Origin of the sequence: Pseudomonas sp. 15A4, assembly GCF_016925575.1 — a bacterium.
Lineage (GTDB): Bacteria > Pseudomonadota > Gammaproteobacteria > Pseudomonadales > Pseudomonadaceae > Aquipseudomonas.
The window spans coordinates 861,879-879,590 of the sequence record NZ_CP068986.1; the positions used below are offsets into that span (position 1 = coordinate 861,879).

A 17,712-nucleotide genomic window follows, 5' to 3' on the forward strand; every position below is an offset into this window, starting at 1 on the left:
GGCCTAAGCCGTAGCCTGCAACCCCGCCAGCACCAGCCGCTGATACAGCTCTTCTCGCAGTCCCTGTGGATGATCAAGGCCCATGCGCTGCAGATGCTCGGAATAAGCGCTCGCGTCAGGAGCCTCAAGCGTGGCCTTGCCCAGCTCGATGATTTCTGTGAGCTTGAACTTGCTCTTCAGCCAGTTCAGCGCGCGCAGCAGATCGCGCTCTTCAGCCGTAAAATCGCTGCCCAACGGGTACTCGATGAACAGCGACGGGAACTGGTCGCGGATGTCCTTCAGCCGCTCGGGCGTGTTCTGGCTGAACAGCGGATCAAGGCGGAAATCCTTCGGCAGCTTGCCGGCCTTTTGCGCCTGATCGATCAGGCCCGGCTGGAAGCGTGAATCGCTGATATTGAGCAGCGCTTCGATCACTGCGGCATCCGTCCTGCCGCGCAGATCGGCAATTCCGTATTCGGTAACGACGATGTCGCGCAGATGCCTGGGAATCGTCGTGTGTGCATAGTCCCAGACGATGTTGGAACTGACCTCCCCGCCCGATTCACGCCAGCTGCGCAGGATCAGCACGGAGCGCGCGCCTTCCAGCGCATGGCCCTGAGCGACGAAGTTGTACTGCCCGCCGACACCGCTGACCACCCGGCCATCAGCCAACTGATCTGAAACCGCTGCGCCCAGCAACGTGACCGTGAAACAACTGTTGATGAATCGCGCATCCCGCCGTTGCAGGCGCTTGAGCGTCTCATTGCCGTATAGCTCGTTGATGTAGCTGATCGCAGTCATGTTGATCTGCGCGATCTGCGCCGGGGTGAATTCCCGCAGCCGCTCATAGAAGCTGCGCGGGCCGAGAAAAAGCCGCCGTGAATCAACACGCCGTGGCTGTAAACCGATTCGTCCAGAACCCCGTCGTTGGCCATTTGCTGCAGCTCGACGTCGGCGTACACCTTGCGCCGGATGATTCCCGCATCCAGCAGCACCAGCAGACCGTTGACCAGCATTTCGCTGCAGCCATAAAGCCCGGTGGCGAAGGGCATCACCCCGCCTTGCGCCTCGATCAACGGCTTCCAGGTGGAGATGCCGTCCAGCTCGGCCAGGCATGCGCGGTAGGTTTCGTTATCGGCCTGGCGCGCAAGCAAGGCGGCGGTCAGGGCGTCGCCCATCGAGCCGATGCCGATCTGCAGCGTGCCGCCGTCGCGCACCAGCATGCTCGCGTACAAGCCAATGAAATGATCCTGAATACCGACCGGCATGTTTGGCGTTGAAAAAAGCGTGCTGCGTTCTTCGTGCTCGATCAGGAGGTCGAAGGTGTCGAGGCCGACCTCGGCATCACCCTGCATATACGGCAGATCCGCGTGGACGTGGCCGAGCACCAGAATACGCTCGCCCAACCCACGGCGTTTTTCCACCATAGGTAGCAGGTCGAGGGTGATGTCGGGGTTGCAGCTCAGGCTGAGTTGACCGGGCCGTTGCGGGTCGCGGGCGATCAGCTGTGCGATCAGATTCAGGCCGTTCGCGTTGATATCCCGCGCAGCGTGGCTGTAGTTGCTGCTGACGTAATCCTGTTGCGCTTCGACGCTGCCCAGCAGGCTGCCGGGTTGCATGAAGAACTGCTGCACGTGAATATTGGGCGGGAGGTTGTCCCGGCGCAGGTCGGCGAGGAAATCCAGTTCAGGGTAATCGTCGAAGACGCGCTCCAGAAAAGGCTCGAGAAACCGTCCCTGCAAACCGTCGCCGCCATCGGGACGCCCGAGGCACAGCGCGGTGTAGATAGTGAGATGCCGATCGGGCAGCGATTTGATTCGGGTGTACAACGCGTTGGCGAAGCGATTGGGCTTGCCCAACCCCAGCGGCATACCCATATGGATGTGCGCCGGCAATTCAGCTAACACGTGATCGACAGCTTGCTCGATCGAGCAGGAATGCGGCATCCGGCCTCTCCTGATTTTGTTATTTGATAGCGGTTGGACCGGGCCTTCAGGGGATTTGCTGCATTGCGCCGCTTGCGCCCTTAAACACGACCGCCACTCGGCGACTCAATCCCGCTTCGTCTCGATCTCTACCAGCTTGTCCTCGATAAACCGCAGGTGTTGTTTTGCACCGTTACGAGGGCCATACACCCACAAACTGACCTTCGCAAAGCCGAGCCTGGGTACGCCGTTGCTTCGCAGCGCAGGCATTTGATCAACACTGCTGTCTGGCGCTCCGCACTTCTGGCGGACCACATCGGCGGTGTCGCCCAGACTGATAAGCGCCGTGCCGCAGCGCATGGTCGCGTCAGCAGCACCGGCGAAGAGCAAGACGGCCAGGCCGAGGACGATCAGTTTTCGGTTAATCATATTGATGATCAGAAATTCGCCGGCGTGGCCGCGCTGATGAGTCGCGCAGGGACGTCGTACGGGTTGCGAAAGCGATGCGGCCGGGAGCTCTCGAAGTAATAACTGTCGCCCTCTTCGAGCACGTAGGTGTCCAGACCAACCACTAGCTCAAGACGGCCCTCGACCAGAATCCCGGTCTCCTCGCCCTCGTGAACGAGCATCTCAACGCCGGTGTCCGCGCCCGGCGGATAGACCTCGGAAAGGAACGCAATGGCCCGGCCCGGATGGGATTTGCCGACCAGTTTCATGGTCACGGCACCGTCCGAGATATCGATCAGTTCACTGGCTTTGTAGACCACTTGGGTCGGATTTTCGGGTTCGAGCTCTTCGGAAAAGAACTCCACCATGGACATCGGTATGCCGCCCAGCACCTTGCGCAACGAGCTGATCGAAGGGCTGACGCTGTTCTTCTCGATCATGGAGATGGTGCTGTTGGTCACGCCCGCTCGTTTGGCGAGTTCACGCTGGGACAGACCTTTGAGTTTACGAATGGATTGCAGTCGTTCACCGACGTCCAATGCGGCAGTCCTCCTGATAATCAAGTTGAGTCAAGTGGCCGCCATCATGGCAACAGCGTTCAGTATTTACAACACTTGAGCCCATGGCCGGATTGGCAAAGGGACTGGCGGCCAAGACTGGCCGCCTATGGGTGGTTTACACAGTTGGCGAAAGGCGATCAGGCCCCGGTATAGAACCTGGGCACGCGCTTGAGATTGCAAAAAATTTGATAAGGAATCATGTCTGCGCTGGATGCAAGGTCGCTGATGAGAATGTTTTTCCCCCACAGTTCGACGCGGCTGCCCAGCCCTGCGCCCGGCACGTCGGTGAGGTCCACGCAGAGCATGTCCATCGACACACGCCCGAGCAATTGGCTGCGATGGCCGTCGATCATTACGGAAGTGCCGGTGGGCGCCTGGCGCGGATAGCCGTCGGCATAGCCCATCGCGACCACACCGATGCGCATATTTCGTTCGGCGACGAATGTACCGCCGTAGCCCACCGGCTCGCCGACAGGCAGATCGCGCACGCAGATGACCCGGGACTCCAGGGTCATGACCGGCTGCAAACGATCGGCGACCGATTGCGACTGATCAAACGGCGTCGCGCCGTAGAGCATGATCCCCGGACGGACCCAATCACTCGGCACGCTGGGCCAGCCCATGACGGCTGGGGAATTGCGCAGGCTGAGCTCGGCGGTCAGACCGGCACGGGCCGATTGGAAAATCGCCACTTGCTCATCGGTGCGCGCGCTGTCGAGTTCGTCGGCGCGGGCGAAGTGGGTCATCAAGACAATCTTCGCGGCCTTGCCGCTGTTCAGCAGCCGCTGATGGGCCGCCTGAAAATCCGCCGGGTGAATGCCGACGCGGTGCATGCCCGAATCCATCTTCAGCCACACATTCAGCGGCTTGCCGAGGTTGGTTTGCTCGATCACGTCGAGTTGCCAGAGGGAATGCACCACGCACCAGAAATCATGCTCGACCATCAGCGCCAGTTCGTCGGCTTCAAAGAAGCCTTCCAACAGCAAAATGGGCGCTTTGATGCCGGCCTGACGCAGCTCCAGCGCTTCTTCGATGCACGCCACGGCAAAGCCGTCGGCCTCGGATTCCAGCGCCTGCGCAACCCGTACCGCACCATGGCCGTAGGCATCCGCTTTGATAACGGCAAGCGCCCTGGCGCCAGCGGTGTCACGCGCCAATTGGTAGTTGTGGCGCAAGGCCTGAAGGTCGATAAGGGCGCGGGCTGGACGCATGGTGGGGCTTCTTGTTGGTCAATAAACGGATATAGGTGAGTGAGCTATGGCAGCGCCGCAACCACCGACAGTTCAACCAGAATCTCCGGCTCGCACAGCTTCGCTTCAACCGTCGCACGTGCAGGCGCAAGGCCTCTTGGCAGCCATGTGTCCCAGACACTGTTCATGCCGGCAAAGTGCGCGTCGATGTCTTTCAGGTAAATGGTCACCGACAGTATGCGGGTCTTGTCGGTACCGGCCAGGTCCAGCAATCGCTCGATGTTGTGGAGCGTCTCGCGGGTCTGCTGATCGATTCCCCCTGCCATGTCGTCGGCCACTTGCCCGGCAAGGTAAACGGTGCCGTTATGGACGACCAACTGGCTCATGCGCTCATTGGTGAGCTGGCGCTGAATGGACATGTTTTGCGATCTCCCTGGAACTGCCATAACGAGAAATATCGAGGCCTTCAGCACTGATCTGCGGTGTTTTGCGCGCGATCAGGTCAGCCAGCAATCTGCCTGATCCGCAGGCCATCGTCCAACCCAACGTGCCATGGCCGGTGTTGAGGAACAGATTGCGATAGGGCGTGGCGCCCACGATGGGCGTTCCGTCCGGCGTGGTCGGGCGCAGGCCGGTCCAGAAGCTGGCCTGCTGCAGGTCGCCGCCGTGAGGATAAAGGTCGTTGACGATCATCTCCAGGGTTTCGCGGCGACGGGGATTGAGCGACAGGTCGAAGCCCGCGATCTCGGCCATTCCGCCCACACGAATGCGGTTGTCGAAGCGGGTAATCGCGACCTTGTAGGTCTCGTCGAGAATGGTCGACGTCGGCGCCATCGCCGGGTCGGTGATTGGCACCGTCAGCGAATAGCCCTTGAGCGGATACACCGGCGCCTTGATGCCAAGCGGCTTGAGCAGTTGCGGCGAGTAGCTGCCGAGTGCCAGCACGTAGCGGTCGGCGGTTTCGAGCTTGCCGTTGATGCGTACGCCGTTGATGGTGTCGCCCGCAAACTCAAGGAATTCGATGGACTGGCCGAAGCGGAACTCAACGCCCAGCTTCACGCACATCTCGGCCAGACGCGTGGTGAACAGCTGGCAGTCGCCGGTCTGATCGTTCGGAAGGCGCAGCGCGCCACTGAGGATGTTGCTGACGCTGGCCAACGCCGGTTCAACCCGGGCAATGCCTTCGCGGTCGAGCACTTCATAGGGCACGCCGGCCTGTTCGAGAACGGCGATGTCCTTGGCGGCGTTATCCAGCTGTTCCTGAGTGCGAAACAACTGAGTCGTGCCCAGGCTGCGGCCCTCGTAGGCAATGCCGGTCTCGGCACGCAGCTCATCGAGGCAGTCGCGGCTGTATTCGGAGAGGCGAACCATGCGCTCTTTGTTCACGGCGTAGCGGTTCTGGGTGCAGTTGCGCAGCATCTGCGCCATCCACAGGTACTGATCAATATCCGCCGTGGCTTTGATGGCCAGCGGCGCATGGCGCTGCAGCAACCATTTGAGCGCCTTGAGCGGCACACCCGGCGCCGCCCATGGCGAAGCGTAGCCCGGCGACACCTGTCCGGCGTTGGCGAAACTGGTTTCCATGGCAGCGGCCGGTTGACGGTCAACGACAGTCACCTCGAAGCCCGCACGCGCCAGGTAATACGCACTGGTGGTACCGATTACGCCACTTCCAAGGACCAGAACGCGCATGTTGATTCCCTCATCGCGGATATCCGCTGACGTTTTCAAGTTTTAAGCAAGGATGTGCGCAGTATAAAAAGGCGTGAGCAGTGCTTTTGACTATATAAACGCCTATATTCGGCATTTCTTCTCGGCAACCGACGCTTTGGCAGAGGGCTCTTCGATGCGTACCCAGCACCAGTCCAAACGCGAGCTGGACAAGATCGACCGCAACATCCTGCGCATCCTGCAAAACGACGGCCGGATCTCCTTCACCGAACTGGGCGAACGGGTCGGGCTGTCTACCACGCCGTGTACGGAGCGGGTCCGGCGTCTGGAGCGTGAAGGCATCATCATGGGCTACAACGCCCGCCTCAATCCGCAGAACCTTAAAGCCAGTTTGTTGGTGTTCGTCGAGATCAGCCTGGACTACAAGTCTGGCGACACCTTCGAAGAATTCCGCCGCGCGGTGCTCAAGCTGCCCCACGTGCTGGAATGCCATCTGGTGTCAGGGGATTTCGACTATCTGGTAAAAGCGCGGATTTCCGAGATGGCGTCGTACCGCAAGTTGCTGGGCGACATCCTGCTCAAGCTGCCCCATGTGCGGGAGTCCAAGAGCTACATCGTGATGGAAGAGGTGAAGGAGAGTTTGTGCCTGCCGATTCCGGAGTAGCTCACCGTAAATGGCATCGGCTAGACCAATACTTGCCGCGTCGAGGCGATGAACTCATGCACCTGTTTCTCGGCGCGGGGATGAATCAGGACCTCAGGGCGGCGACCGTTGGGGCATGGAAGGGTCTTGGTGGTACCGAACAGACGACAAATCAGCGGCCGCTCGTCGTAGACGGTGCAGCCGTTGGGCCCCAGGTGTACGCAGTTCAGCTCGTTGAGCGCCGCTTCCTGCTCGGCCGGCGTCTTGCGAGGCAAACGCGACATTTCTTCGGACGACGTGGTCACCGGCCCACAGCAATCGTGGCAACCCGGCACGCATTCGAACGACGGAATCTGCCGCCGCAGATCGCGGATTGTCTCGCTGTTGCAGCTCATAGCGGCAGTTTTCCCTGTTAAAGGTGGTGATTGTGCCCCAGTGCCGCTGCGACTGACACCCGGATGATCATCCGCCGGCATTTTCTTGCCCGGGCACCCTGACCCCGCTACCCTCCGTAAAATTTTCCAAACAGTGCTCTCGGGATATTCAACATGAATGCTCGGTCTCCCCAGCCCGGATTGTCTGATCACGCGGCCTCTTACTACGCCACCACCCGCCATCCTCAGGCTGACTACCCTGCCCTGCACGGCGAGATCAAAACCGACGTCTGTATCATCGGCGGCGGGTTTTCCGGGCTGAACACGGCGATCGAGCTGGCTGAACGCGGCTCTAAAGTGGTGCTGCTGGAAGCACACAAGGTCGGCTGGGGCGCGACCGGGCGCAACGGCGGGCAACTGATCCGCGGCGTCGGCCACGATGTGGACCAGTTCAGCAATATCATCGGGGAGGATGGCGTTCGTCAGCTCAAGCTGATGGGCCTCGAAGCGGTGGAAATCGTCCGCGAGCGCGTCAACAAATACCAGATCGACTGCGACCTGACCTGGGGCTACTGCGATCTGGCGAACAAGCCCAGGGAATTCGAGGGTTTTGCCAAAGACGCCGAAGAGCTGCGCAGCCTGGGATACCGACACCCGCTTGAATTGATTGAAGCGGGCAACCTCAGTAGCGTTATCGGCTCACCCAACTATGCTGGTGCCATGCTGGACATGGGCTCGGGCCATCTGCATCCGCTGAACCTGGCGCTGGGAGAAGCCGCCATCGCCCGGTCACTGGGCGTGCAGGTGTTCGAACACTCAGCAGCGACGCGCCTGGAATACGGGGCAGAGGTCAATATTCACACAGCCCAAGGTTTAGTGCGCGCCAGTACGCTGGTGCTGGGCTGTAACGCTTATCTTAACGCGCTCGATGAAGAGTTGAGCGGAAAGGTCTTGCCCGCAGGCAGTTACGTCATTGCCACCGAGCCGCTGAGCGAAGCACTCGCCAGCCAGCTGATTCCGCGCAATACCGCGATGTGCGATCAGCGTGTAGCGGTCGATTATTTTCGGCTGTCGGCTGATCGGCGCCTGCTGTTCGGCGGCGCTTGTCACTACTCAGGCCGGGACCCGAGCGACATTGCCGCATACATGCAGCCGAAGATGCTCAAGGTGTTCCCTCAGCTCAAAGACGTGAAAATCGATTTTCAGTGGGGTGGAATGATCGGCATCGGCGCCAATCGCTTGCCGCAGATCGGGCGACTGCACACACATCCGAACGTGTTCTATGCCCAGGCGTATGCGGGGCACGGGCTGAACGCAACGCATCTGGCCGGGAAGTTACTCGCCGAAGCCATCAGCGGCCAACACAGCGGCGGGTTCGAGCTCTTTGCCAAAGTCCCTCACATCACCTTCCCCGGTGGCAAACATTTGCGCTCGCCGCTGCTGGCGCTGGGTATGTTGTGGCACCGTTTCAAAGAGCTGGTGTAACGAAACTCGCCGCTGCGAAGCCGACTGCGTTACGGGCCTCATTCGCGCCAGAACGGCTTGAGCCCTTCATGGCGCGCCTGCTCGCTGCTCAAGCCAATATCCTTCAACTGCTCGTCAGTCAGCTTCAGTAACGCGCGCCGACTGGCCAGGCGATGCTGAAACAGCCCCCACATCCCTAATCCTTCAGGCGCACTAATGCGCGAGCTCCCGTCCTGCTCCCGGACCAGCTCACCGGCATACAGCGTTAATCGAACATCACTTATCCCGCTCATTTCCAGACACCTCATGGTGGGTTTCGAGTGGATTAATGATGCGTCTGTATGCAAAACCATTACAGATCCAAAGAATTATTATTCTTTGCATACAGATTGGTTTCTAACCGGGCTGAATGCTGTATTTTCCCCACATCTGTATCGGTTACCGATCGTTCCGCCTTGTGGAATTACGCCATGACCCTCTATGTCAACCTTGCCGAATTACTCGGCACGCGCATCGAAAACGGCTTTTATCGGCCCGGTGACCGACTGCCCTCGGTGCGTGCGTTGAGTCTTGAGCACGGCGTCAGCCTGAGCACGGTGCAGCAGGCGTATCGATTGCTGGAAGACAACGGGCTCGCGCTGCCACGGCCTAAGTCCGGGTATTTCGTGCCGGCTGGCCGCAAGACGCCCGCCCTGCCTGCGATAGGCCGCCCCGCCCAGCGCCCGGTGGAAATCTCTCAGTGGGATCAAGTGCTGGAACTGGCACGAGCCGCACCCAGCCCTGACGTGGTTCAGCTGGGTCGCGGCATGCCCGACGTCACCAGCCCGACCTTGCGCCCACTGACCCAGGCGCTGGGCAGGATCAGCCGGCGCTCGGACATGCCCGGGCTGTATTACGACAACATCCACGGCCGGCGCTGCCTGAGGGAACAAGTCGCGCGCCTCCTGCTGGACTCCGGCACCAACATCGACCCGGACGACCTGGTGATCACCACCGGCGCTCAGGAAGCGCTGGCGATCTGCATCCGGTCGGTGTGCCAACCGGGCGACATCGTTGCAGTCGACTCGCCGAGCTTTCACGGTGCCATGCAGGCGCTCAAAGGGCTGGGGATGAAAGCTTTGGAAATCCCGACTGACCCGCTCACCGGCATCAGTCTCGAGGCACTGGAGCTGGCGCTGGAACAGTGGCCGATCAAAGCCATTCAACTGACCCCGAGCTGCAACAACCCGCTGGGCTACATCATGCCGGAGGACCGCAAACGCGCACTGCTGACCCTCGCACAACGCTTCGATGTGGCAATCATCGAGGACGATGTGTATGGCGACCTGGCCTACACCTACCCTCGCCCGCGCACGATCAAATCCTTCGATGAAGACGGCCGCGTCCTGCTCTGCAGCTCGTTTTCCAAGACGTTGGCGCCGGGATTGCGCGTCGGCTGGGTCGCCCCCGGGCGATACCTCGATCGCGCCCTGCACATGAAATACATCAGCACCGGCTCCACCGCGACCCAGCCGCAACTGGCGATTTCCGATTTTCTCAAGGCCGGGCATTACGAGCCGCATATGCGCCGGATGCGTGGCCAGTACCAGCGCAGTCGCGACCTGATGACCGGCTGGGTCACGCGTTATTTTCCAGAGGGCACCCGTGTGAGCCGTCCCCAAGGCGGCTTCATGCTGTGGATCGAATTGCCGGAGGACTTCGACTCGTTGCGCCTGAACCGCGCGTTGCAGGGGCAAGGCGTACAGATCGCCGTGGGCAGCATATTTTCGGCGTCCGGCAAATACAGAAACTGCCTGCGCATGAACTTCGCCGCCAAACCGACCGCGCAAATCGAGGACGCGGTGCGCAAGGTCGGCGCTGCCACGGCGCTGCTCATGCAGCGGACCGACCCTGCATGACCATTGCGGCTAAACCTTCTGAAGCTTTTAACCTTTTGGGGCTTTTAACCTTTAGGAGAAAGCGCGGTCATATCGCCATGACTGATTTTCGGATGATCGCGTTGACGAACTTACGGGCGGTGCCCCTCCTTCTGGCTCTCGCCCTCGGGCTCAGCGGCTGTGCGCACACGCCCGCCCCCGATGGCCCGAGTCAGGCGCTGCCGGCGGCGCAGTCCTCGTTCGGCCGCTCGATCATGGCCCAGGCCGCACCTCACGAAGGGCGCTCGGGCTTCCGCCTGCTGCCCAACAGCACCGAAGCCTTCATGGCCCGCGCCGAGCTGATTCGCAACGCCAAAACCAGCCTGGACCTGCAGTACTACATCGTTCACGACGGCCTGAGCACCCGGGCGCTGGTTGACGAATTACTCAAAGCCGCCGATCGCGGCGTTCGCGTGCGCATCCTGCTGGACGACACCACCAGCGACGGGCTGGATGAAGTCATCGCCACACTCGCTGCGCACCCGAACATTCAGATTCGCCTGTTCAATCCGCTCAATCTGGGCCGCAGCATGGGCGCCACCCGTAATCTGGGCCGGCTGTTCAATCTGTCCCAGCAGCATCGACGCATGCACAACAAGTTGTGGCTGGCCGATGGCGCCGTGGCCATCGTCGGCGGGCGCAATCTGGGCGACGAGTATTTCGACGCTGAGCCCAATCTGAATTTCACCGACATCGACATGCTCAGTGTGGGGCCTGTGGCCGAGCAGCTGGGTCACAGCTTCGATCAGTACTGGAACAGCACGCTCAGCAAGCCGATCAACGACTTTCTCTACTGGCAGCCCGACCGTAAGGATCTGACCAAAGCGCGCGCACTGCTGGCCGAGTCGCTGGATCAGGCCCACGTTGAGAAGAAGGCCCTGTATGAACGGCTGATGGACTATCGGACTCACCCGCGCATGAAGACCTGGCTCAATGAGCTGATCTGGGCGCACAACCAGGCCTTGTGGGACGCCCCCACGAAGGTGCTGTCACGGGGCGAGCCTGACCCGCACCTCCTGCTGGCGACCCAACTGAGCCCTGATCTGGGCAACGTGCATAAGGAGCTGATGCTGATCTCGGCCTACTTCGTGCCAGGGCAGGAAGGCTTGGTGTACCTGACCGGGCTCTCCGATAAAGGCGTGTCGGTGAACCTGCTGACGAATTCGCTGGAGGCCACCGATGTGCCCGCGGTGCATGGCGGCTATACGCCTTACCGCCGCGCACTGCTGGAACACGGCGTGAAGCTGTTCGAGCTGCGCCGGCAGCCAGGCGACCCGAGCAACGCTCAAGGCAGCGGCCCGAGATTTCTGCGCACAAATCTGATCAAGGGCGGCTCGGAATCGAGCCTGCACAGCAAAGCGATGATCTTTGATCGACAGAAGATGTTCGTGGGTTCGTTCAATTTCGACCCACGGTCAGTGCTGTGGAACACCGAAGTCGGCGTGCTGGTCGACAGCCCCGAGCTGACCGAATACCTGCGCGAACTGGCGCTTCAGGGTATGGCGCCGGCCATCAGCTATCAGGTCAAGCTAGAGAATGACCGGTTGGTGTGGGTGACAGAGGACAACGGCAAAATCCATACGCTGTCCAAGGAACCCGGCGACTGGTGGCGCCGGATGAACGCCTGGTTCAGCACGGCCATCGGCCTGGAAAAGATGCTTTAAGCCGACACCGCTTGTGCCCCGAAAGCCTTGGGACGCTGGGACAGGATCACCAGCCCCAGCGCCCCAGCCGCCATCAGCAACGGCAGCGCCTGACCGCTGACCCACTGACTACCAGCGCCAGCCGCCAAAGGGCCGAGCAGGCAACCGATCCCCCAGAGCTGAGCGACGTGGGCGTTGGCGCGCACCAAGGCGTCATCGCGGTAGCGCTCGCCAATCAGAATCAGCGAGAGGGTGAACAGCCCGCCAGCGCTGGCGCCGAACAGCACCCACAGCGGCCAGATGGCGAGGGTGTCGACCAGCATCGGAATCGCCAGGCTCGACACCATCAGCACCAACGCACACCCGGAGAACAGCTTCCGACGCGACACCCTGTCGGCCAGCGCACCAATCGGCAGTTGCAACAACGCGTCACCGACCACCACGGTGCTGACCATTGCCAGGGCCACGTCGGGCGTATACCCCTGCTGTAGGCAATACACCGGCAGCAAGGTCAGAATCATCGCTTCAAATCCTGCGAACAACGCGATGGCCCACGCAATGGCCGGCAAACTCCGACAGAAGCCGCTGAGATCGCGCAGCGTTACATGGCTGGATTCCGCGCTCGGTGCGCCTGTTCTGCCCAGTAATAAAAGCGGCGATACCGCCAGCAACAGGGTCCCGACCCAGAACCCGTAATCGGCTTCCGTGCCAATGAAGCCCAGCAGCACCGGCCCGCCCAACTGACTCAGCGCGTAAGAACTGCCATATAGCGCCACCAGCTTGCCGCGCAGCCGTTCGATGACCAGCTGGTTGATCCAGCTTTCGCCGAGCACGAACACAATGGTCAGGATCATGCCGAGCATCAGTCGCAGAACCAGCCAGATCCAGTAATTGGGCAATAACGCCAGTAAACCTACAGAAACCGACCCGGCCCACAGGCACAGACGCATCAGGTTGGCGGTGCCGAGGTTTGAAGCGAGTCGGCTGCCAAGACTGGCGCCCACCAACACGCCGATCGCGGGCATCGCGGCCATGACGCCGATGGCAAACGCGCCGTAACCCCAGGCCTCCAGCCGCAGGGACACCAGCGGCATGCTCACGCCCAGCGCCAGGCCGACGCTCAACACCGAGGCCAACACAGCGAAATAAGTACCCCAACGCATCACCACGCTCCTGTGGCTCAAAAGGACGAAACAAAACAGCCGGGCTTTGAGGTAAGTCCGGCTGCATTGGTTTTCTAACGACTGAGTTTGAAGTTGTGCGGCCCTTTACAGCTTGATCCAGGTTGCCTTCAGCTCGGTGTATTTATCGAACGCATGCAACGACTTGTCGCGCCCGTTGCCGGACTGCTTGAAGCCACCAAACGGCGCGGTCATGTCGCCGCCATCGTACTGGTTGACCCACACGCTGCCCGCGCGCAACGCCTTCGCGGTCAGATGCGCCTTGGACAAGTCAGCCGTCCACACCGCCGCAGCCAGGCCATAAGGCGTGTCGTTGGCAATCTGAATGGCTTCTTCAGCGGTATCAAAGGTCAGTACAGACAGCACCGGCCCGAAGATCTCTTCCTGCGCGATCTTCATGGCGTTGGTCACGCCGTCGAAAATCGTCGGCTCGACGTAGGTGCCGCCGGTTTCCTGAAGAATGCGCTTCCCACCCACGACCAGCTTGGCGCCGTCGGTGTGGCCGGCTTCGATGTAAGACAGCACGGTATTCATTTGCTGGGTATCGACCAGCGCGCCAACGGTTGTCGACGGATCAAGCGGATTGCCCGGCTTCCAGGCTTTCAGCGCATCGATCACCATCGGCAGGAATTTCTCTTTGATAGAGCGCTCGACCAACAGGCGGGAGCCGGCCGTGCAGACCTCGCCCTGGTTGAAAGCAATGGCGCTGGCCGCGGATTCCGCCGCCGCTTGCAGATCTGGCGCATCGGCGAAAACGATATTCGGGCTTTTGCCGCCGGCTTCCAGCCAGACGCGCTTCATGTTCGATTCGCCCGAGTAGATCAGCAACTGCTTGGCGATCTTCGTCGAACCGGTAAACACAGCGGTGTCGACATCCATGTGCAGCGCCAGCGCTTTACCCACGGTGTGGCCGTAACCGGGCAGCACATTCAGCACGCCGGCCGGAATACCGGCCTCAATGGCGAGCTGAGCGACGCGGATCGCTGTCAGCGGGGATTTTTCCGACGGCTTGAGGATCACCGAGTTGCCGCTCGACAGCGCAGGACCCAGCTTCCAGGAAGCCATCAACAGCGGGAAATTCCACGGCACGATGGCCGCTACAACACCGATCGGCTCGCGAGTCACCAGGCCCAATTGATCGTGCGGCGTGGGCGCCACTTCGTCGTACAGCTTGTCGATGGCCTCGCCGCTCCAGCTCAACGCCTGGGCGGAGCCGGGAATGTCGATGCCATAGGAGTCGCTGATCGGCTTGCCCATGTCGAGGGTTTCGAGCAGCGCGAGCTCTTCGACGTTCTCGTTGATCAACTCGGCCAAACGAAGCATGGCTGCCTTGCGCTTGGCCGGCGCCAATCGCGACCAGACGCCGGAATTGAAGGTAGCCCGGGCGTTTTCGACGGCGCGTTGCGCATCGGCGGCGTCACAACTGGCGACATGGGCGAGGAAGCGGCCATCGACCGGACTGATGCAGTCGAACGTCGAGCCGGATGCGGCGTCTGTGTATTCACCGTTGATGAAAGCACGGCCTTCGATTTTCAGATCCTGGGCGCGTTGTTCCCAGTCAGCATGAGTCAGGGTGGTCATGAAACGTCCTCCTCTAATGAAATAGGCGCGTCTTCGCACTCCAATCGGGCTTCAGGACAGGGCCTGACGCGTCATCGGATCGGCCGAAGGCATTCGCCACCCTAAACCAGCATTGGGCGAATTTCCAATATATTGGACAAAAGTGGGCGAAACCTGACCGGATCGTGCATTTTATTCAACAGCTGCCCGGGCTCGCCTGCGCTTTCCATCCGGCCCTCGGCGAGCAACAATCACGCAGCGCCCACTTCAGGAATCAGATATGAGCATCGAAAGCATCGTCGACTTCAGCGAAGCCACTACCGCAGCGGAGCGTTTCACCCCTGCCGCTGAAAAGATTCTCAAAGGCGAGCCTAACCAGACGGTTTACAACCACTACAACAGCCCATGCGGGCAGCTGAATGCAGGTGTCTGGGAAGGGGAAGTCGGTCAGTGGAAAGTGAACTACACCGAGCATGAATACTGTGAAATCGTGCAGGGCGTCTCGGTCCTTCGCGACGAAGCAGGCAAATCGAAAACCCTGCGCGCGGGCGATCGATTTGTGATTCCCGCAGGATTCAAAGGCACGTGGGAAGTGCTGGAGGCATGCCGCAAGATCTATGTGGTGTTCGAACAGAAGGCCTGAATGATCGCCCACAAAAAAGCCCGCATCGCTGCGGGCTTTTTTGTAAGACGCAAAAATCAATTACTTGATTTTGGCTTCTTTGTAGATCACGTGCTTACGAACAACCGGATCGAATTTTTTAATTTCGATTTTGTCCGGAGTCGTGCGCTTGTTCTTGTCGGTGGTGTAGAAGTGGCCGGTGTTAGCGGTCGACACCAAACGGATCAATTCACGCATGATTTTCTCCCTTAGACCTTCGCGCCAGCACGGCGGATTTCGGCCAGAACAACCGTGATACCACGCTTGTCGATGATACGCATGCCTTTAGCAGATACGCGCAGACGTACGAAGCGTTTCTCTTCTTCAACCCAGAAGCGGTGATGCTGCAGGTTTGGCAGGAAACGACGACGGGTTTTGTTGTTTGCGTGGGAAATGTTATTCCCGGTTACCGGACCCTTACCGGTAACTTGACATACTCTCGACATGCCTCAGCCCTCTAAAACCACATGCCCAACCCGGCATGGGTTGGCCGCTTAATCTCTCAGTCATTTGGCGCCAGGCGCCGCGTTTCTTCAGGGGTCTTACCGGCCACACCTGCGGTGAAGGCAGCGGGCCCCTAGAAAAGAGCGCTGCTTTATACCAGAAAGCCCCCGGTGCAACAACACAAACCACGAATTGCCTGCCAGATAGCCGCGCCATTCAACCCGGTAACGCCAGCGGCGTTAGGCGCGGCGGGAAATATACCACTCGTCGCGCAGCGGCGATTGTTCTGCGCCAATCGATGGTCTAGGGTTACTGACTCTCCAGACTGCGCCGGCAGATGGGCTCTCTCTGAAAGGAAAATCGCCATGCGCCTAGCCGTTCTACCCCTGTTGCTCGCGTCCCTGTCCACGCCATTACTGGCCCAGGCGGCAACGACGCTGAGCGTCTGCACGGAAGCCAGCCCCGAAGGCTTCGACGTGGTGCAGTACAACTCGCTGACCACCACGAACGCGTCGGCCGACGTGCTGATGAATCGCCTGGTGGACTATGACGCCAAGGACGCCAAGCTTGTCCCGAGCCTGGCGCAGAGCTGGAATGTGTCGCCTGACGGGCTGACCTACGACTTCAAACTTCGCGCTGGCGTGAAATTCCATCACACCGACTATTTCACCCCCACGCGTGAGCTCAACGCTGATGACGTGGTGTTCAGCTTCCAGCGCATGCTCGATCCGGCCAATCCGTGGAACAAGGTCGCTGTGCAGGGCTTCCCCACGCGCAATCCATGCAATGGCCATCGCTCATCAAGAAAGTCGAAGCGACCGACGCCAACACAGTGCGCATCACTCTGGATCACCCGGACGCGACTTTTCTGGCGACGCTCAGCATGGGTTTCGCTTCTATTTATTCCGCCGAGTACACCGCGCAGCTGTTGAAGGCCGGCACTCCGGAGAAGCTTAATAGCCAGCCAATCGGCACCGGCCCATTCGTCTTCAAACGCTTTCAGAAAGACTCGGTGGTGCGTTACGAGTCCAATCCGGATTACTTCGCCGGCAAGCCCGCCGTCGATACGCTGGTCTACGCGATCACCCCGGACGCCAACGTTCGCCTGCAACGCATTCGCCGCAATGAATGCCAGGTTGCCCTGTCTCCCAAGCCGCTGGATGTCGCTGAGGCCGCGAAGGATTCAAACTTGAGGGTCGAAAAAACCGACGCCTTCATGACCGCTTTCCTGGCGATCAACAGTCAGCATTCGCCGTTGGACAAGCCGGAAGTGCGTCAGGCAATCAACTTGGCGTTCGACAAAGACACATACCTGAAAGCGGTGTTCGAGGGTTCGGCGCGCCCGGCCAACGGCCCGTATCCGCCTAACACCTGGGGCTACGCCAGTGACCTGCCGGGCTACAAGCATGACGTGGCGAAAGCCAGGGAGCTGCTGGCCAAGGCCGGGCTGAAAGACGGCTTCAAGACGACGATCTGGACTCGGCCGTCGGGTAGCTTGCTTAATCCCAACCCGAACGCAGGTGCTCAATTGCTGCAGAGCGATCTGGCCGCGGTAGGGATCAAGGCAGAGATCAAAGTCATTGAATGGGGTGAGCTGATTCGCCGTGCCAAAACCGGTGAGCATGACCTGCTGTTCATGGGTTGGTCGGGTGATAACGGTGACCCGGATAACTTCCTGACGCCTCAGTTCTCCTGCGCCGCGGTCAAGTCCGGCACCAACTTTGCCCGCTACTGCGATGAAGGGCTGGACAAGCTGATCAGCAAAGGTAAAGCGGTGACCGATCAGGCCGAGCGCAGCAAGCTGTATCACCAGGCTCAAGAGCAGATCCAGAAGCAGGCACTGTGGCTGCCGCTCGCACATCCAACGGCCTATGCCCTGATCCGCAAGGATGTCGAGGGCTACAGCGTCAGCCCGTTTGGTCGTCAGGATTTCTCCAAAGTGAACGTGAAGTAATTCGCCAAGACTCCGGAGTAAGCGTACGTTCCCCGTAGACCGGCTTCAGCCGGGAAGAGGCCGGTTTGCGCACCGATAGTTTTGCGGTGTGACCGCCAGC

The 17,712-nt window shown here is 60.2% G+C and carries 16 protein-coding genes and 2 pseudogenes; 6 read left to right on the top strand and 12 right to left on the bottom strand.

Features of this window, described 5'->3' with window-relative positions; translation table 11 throughout:
• Positions 1–3: 3 nt before the first annotated feature.
• The 6 genes and pseudogenes from JN403_RS03825 to dadA form a co-directional block, all read right to left on the bottom strand.
• Positions 4–1,925 (bottom strand): annotated as a pseudogene (locus JN403_RS03825) (acetyl-CoA hydrolase/transferase C-terminal domain-containing protein).
• 105 nt (positions 1,926–2,030) lie between these two features.
• Positions 2,031–2,333, bottom strand: coding sequence for a DUF2845 domain-containing protein (locus JN403_RS03830; RefSeq protein WP_205485435.1), 303 nt, complete (start codon positions 2,331–2,333; stop codon positions 2,031–2,033).
• An 8-nt stretch (positions 2,334–2,341) separates the two neighbouring features.
• The gene (locus JN403_RS03835; RefSeq protein WP_122534152.1) at positions 2,342–2,890 is read right to left on the bottom strand and encodes a cupin domain-containing protein; all 549 of its coding nucleotides are present in this window, start codon (positions 2,888–2,890) and stop codon (positions 2,342–2,344) included.
• Between the two features lie 158 nt (positions 2,891–3,048).
• A complete protein-coding gene (alr, locus tag JN403_RS03840; RefSeq protein WP_205485437.1) occupies positions 3,049–4,122 on the bottom strand; it encodes an alanine racemase in 1,074 nt (357 codons plus the stop codon).
• 44 nt (positions 4,123–4,166) lie between these two features.
• Positions 4,167–4,520 carry a RidA family protein gene (locus tag JN403_RS03845; protein ID WP_205485439.1) on the bottom strand — a complete coding sequence of 118 codons (354 nt, stop codon included), beginning with the start codon at positions 4,518–4,520 and terminating at the stop codon, positions 4,167–4,169.
• On the bottom strand, positions 4,492–5,793 hold the full coding sequence (gene dadA / locus JN403_RS03850; protein WP_205485441.1) for a D-amino acid dehydrogenase: 1,302 nt from the start codon (positions 5,791–5,793) through the stop codon (positions 4,492–4,494). Before dadA ends, JN403_RS03845 begins: the two co-directional genes overlap by 29 nt.
• Positions 5,794–5,947: 154 nt before the next feature.
• On the opposite strand from dadA, the gene dadR reads away from it, so the two are divergent.
• Entirely contained in the window at positions 5,948–6,436 is a 489-nt protein-coding gene (dadR, locus tag JN403_RS03855) for a transcriptional regulator DadR (RefSeq protein WP_065988245.1), read from the top strand.
• Positions 6,437–6,456: 20 nt separating this feature from the next.
• On the opposite strand, the gene JN403_RS03860 is transcribed toward dadR, so the two are convergent.
• Positions 6,457–6,810, bottom strand: a complete 354-nt coding sequence (locus JN403_RS03860; RefSeq protein ID WP_205485443.1) for a YkgJ family cysteine cluster protein — start codon at positions 6,808–6,810, stop codon at positions 6,457–6,459.
• Positions 6,811–6,963: 153 nt separating this feature from the next.
• Here JN403_RS03860 and JN403_RS03865 point away from each other — a divergent pair, with 153 nt between their 5' ends.
• Complete coding sequence (locus JN403_RS03865; protein WP_205485445.1) at positions 6,964–8,274, top strand: FAD-binding oxidoreductase; 1,311 nt, start codon at positions 6,964–6,966, stop codon at positions 8,272–8,274.
• A 38-nt stretch (positions 8,275–8,312) separates the two neighbouring features.
• Here JN403_RS03865 and JN403_RS03870 read toward each other — a convergent pair whose 3' ends face one another.
• Positions 8,313–8,546 carry a DUF1127 domain-containing protein gene (locus tag JN403_RS03870; RefSeq protein ID WP_122534158.1) on the bottom strand — a complete coding sequence of 78 codons (234 nt, stop codon included), beginning with the start codon at positions 8,544–8,546 and terminating at the stop codon, positions 8,313–8,315.
• Positions 8,547–8,723: 177 nt separating this feature from the next.
• On the opposite strand from JN403_RS03870, the gene JN403_RS03875 reads away from it, so the two are divergent.
• On the top strand, positions 8,724–10,151 hold the full coding sequence (locus tag JN403_RS03875; RefSeq protein ID WP_205485447.1) for a PLP-dependent aminotransferase family protein: 1,428 nt from the start codon (positions 8,724–8,726) through the stop codon (positions 10,149–10,151).
• 101 nt (positions 10,152–10,252) lie between these two features.
• Positions 10,253–11,833, top strand: a complete 1,581-nt coding sequence (locus JN403_RS03880; RefSeq protein WP_240356929.1) for a phospholipase D family protein — start codon at positions 10,253–10,255, stop codon at positions 11,831–11,833.
• On the opposite strand, the gene JN403_RS03885 is transcribed toward JN403_RS03880, so the two are convergent.
• Complete coding sequence (locus JN403_RS03885; RefSeq protein WP_205485451.1) at positions 11,830–12,975, bottom strand: MFS transporter; 1,146 nt, start codon at positions 12,973–12,975, stop codon at positions 11,830–11,832. The genes JN403_RS03880 and JN403_RS03885 overlap by 4 nt on opposite strands.
• Before the next feature lie 105 nt (positions 12,976–13,080).
• Positions 13,081–14,574 carry an aldehyde dehydrogenase gene (locus tag JN403_RS03890; protein WP_205485453.1) on the bottom strand — a complete coding sequence of 498 codons (1,494 nt, stop codon included), beginning with the start codon at positions 14,572–14,574 and terminating at the stop codon, positions 13,081–13,083.
• A 259-nt stretch (positions 14,575–14,833) separates the two neighbouring features.
• Here JN403_RS03890 and JN403_RS03895 point away from each other — a divergent pair, with 259 nt between their 5' ends.
• Positions 14,834–15,196, top strand: a complete 363-nt coding sequence (locus JN403_RS03895) for a cupin domain-containing protein (RefSeq protein WP_065988238.1) — start codon at positions 14,834–14,836, stop codon at positions 15,194–15,196.
• 60 nt (positions 15,197–15,256) lie between these two features.
• Here the strand turns inward: JN403_RS03895 and rpmG are convergent, their stop codons facing one another.
• The gene (gene rpmG, locus JN403_RS03900) at positions 15,257–15,412 is read right to left on the bottom strand and encodes a 50S ribosomal protein L33 (protein ID WP_010225867.1); all 156 of its coding nucleotides are present in this window, start codon (positions 15,410–15,412) and stop codon (positions 15,257–15,259) included.
• Positions 15,413–15,423: 11 nt separating this feature from the next.
• Positions 15,424–15,660 carry a 50S ribosomal protein L28 gene (gene rpmB / locus JN403_RS03905; RefSeq protein WP_037016669.1) on the bottom strand — a complete coding sequence of 79 codons (237 nt, stop codon included), beginning with the start codon at positions 15,658–15,660 and terminating at the stop codon, positions 15,424–15,426.
• 363 nt (positions 15,661–16,023) lie between these two features.
• On the opposite strand from rpmB, the pseudogene JN403_RS03910 reads away from it, so the two are divergent.
• Positions 16,024–17,612, top strand: a pseudogene (locus JN403_RS03910) (ABC transporter substrate-binding protein).
• Positions 17,613–17,712 lie beyond the last annotated feature (100 nt).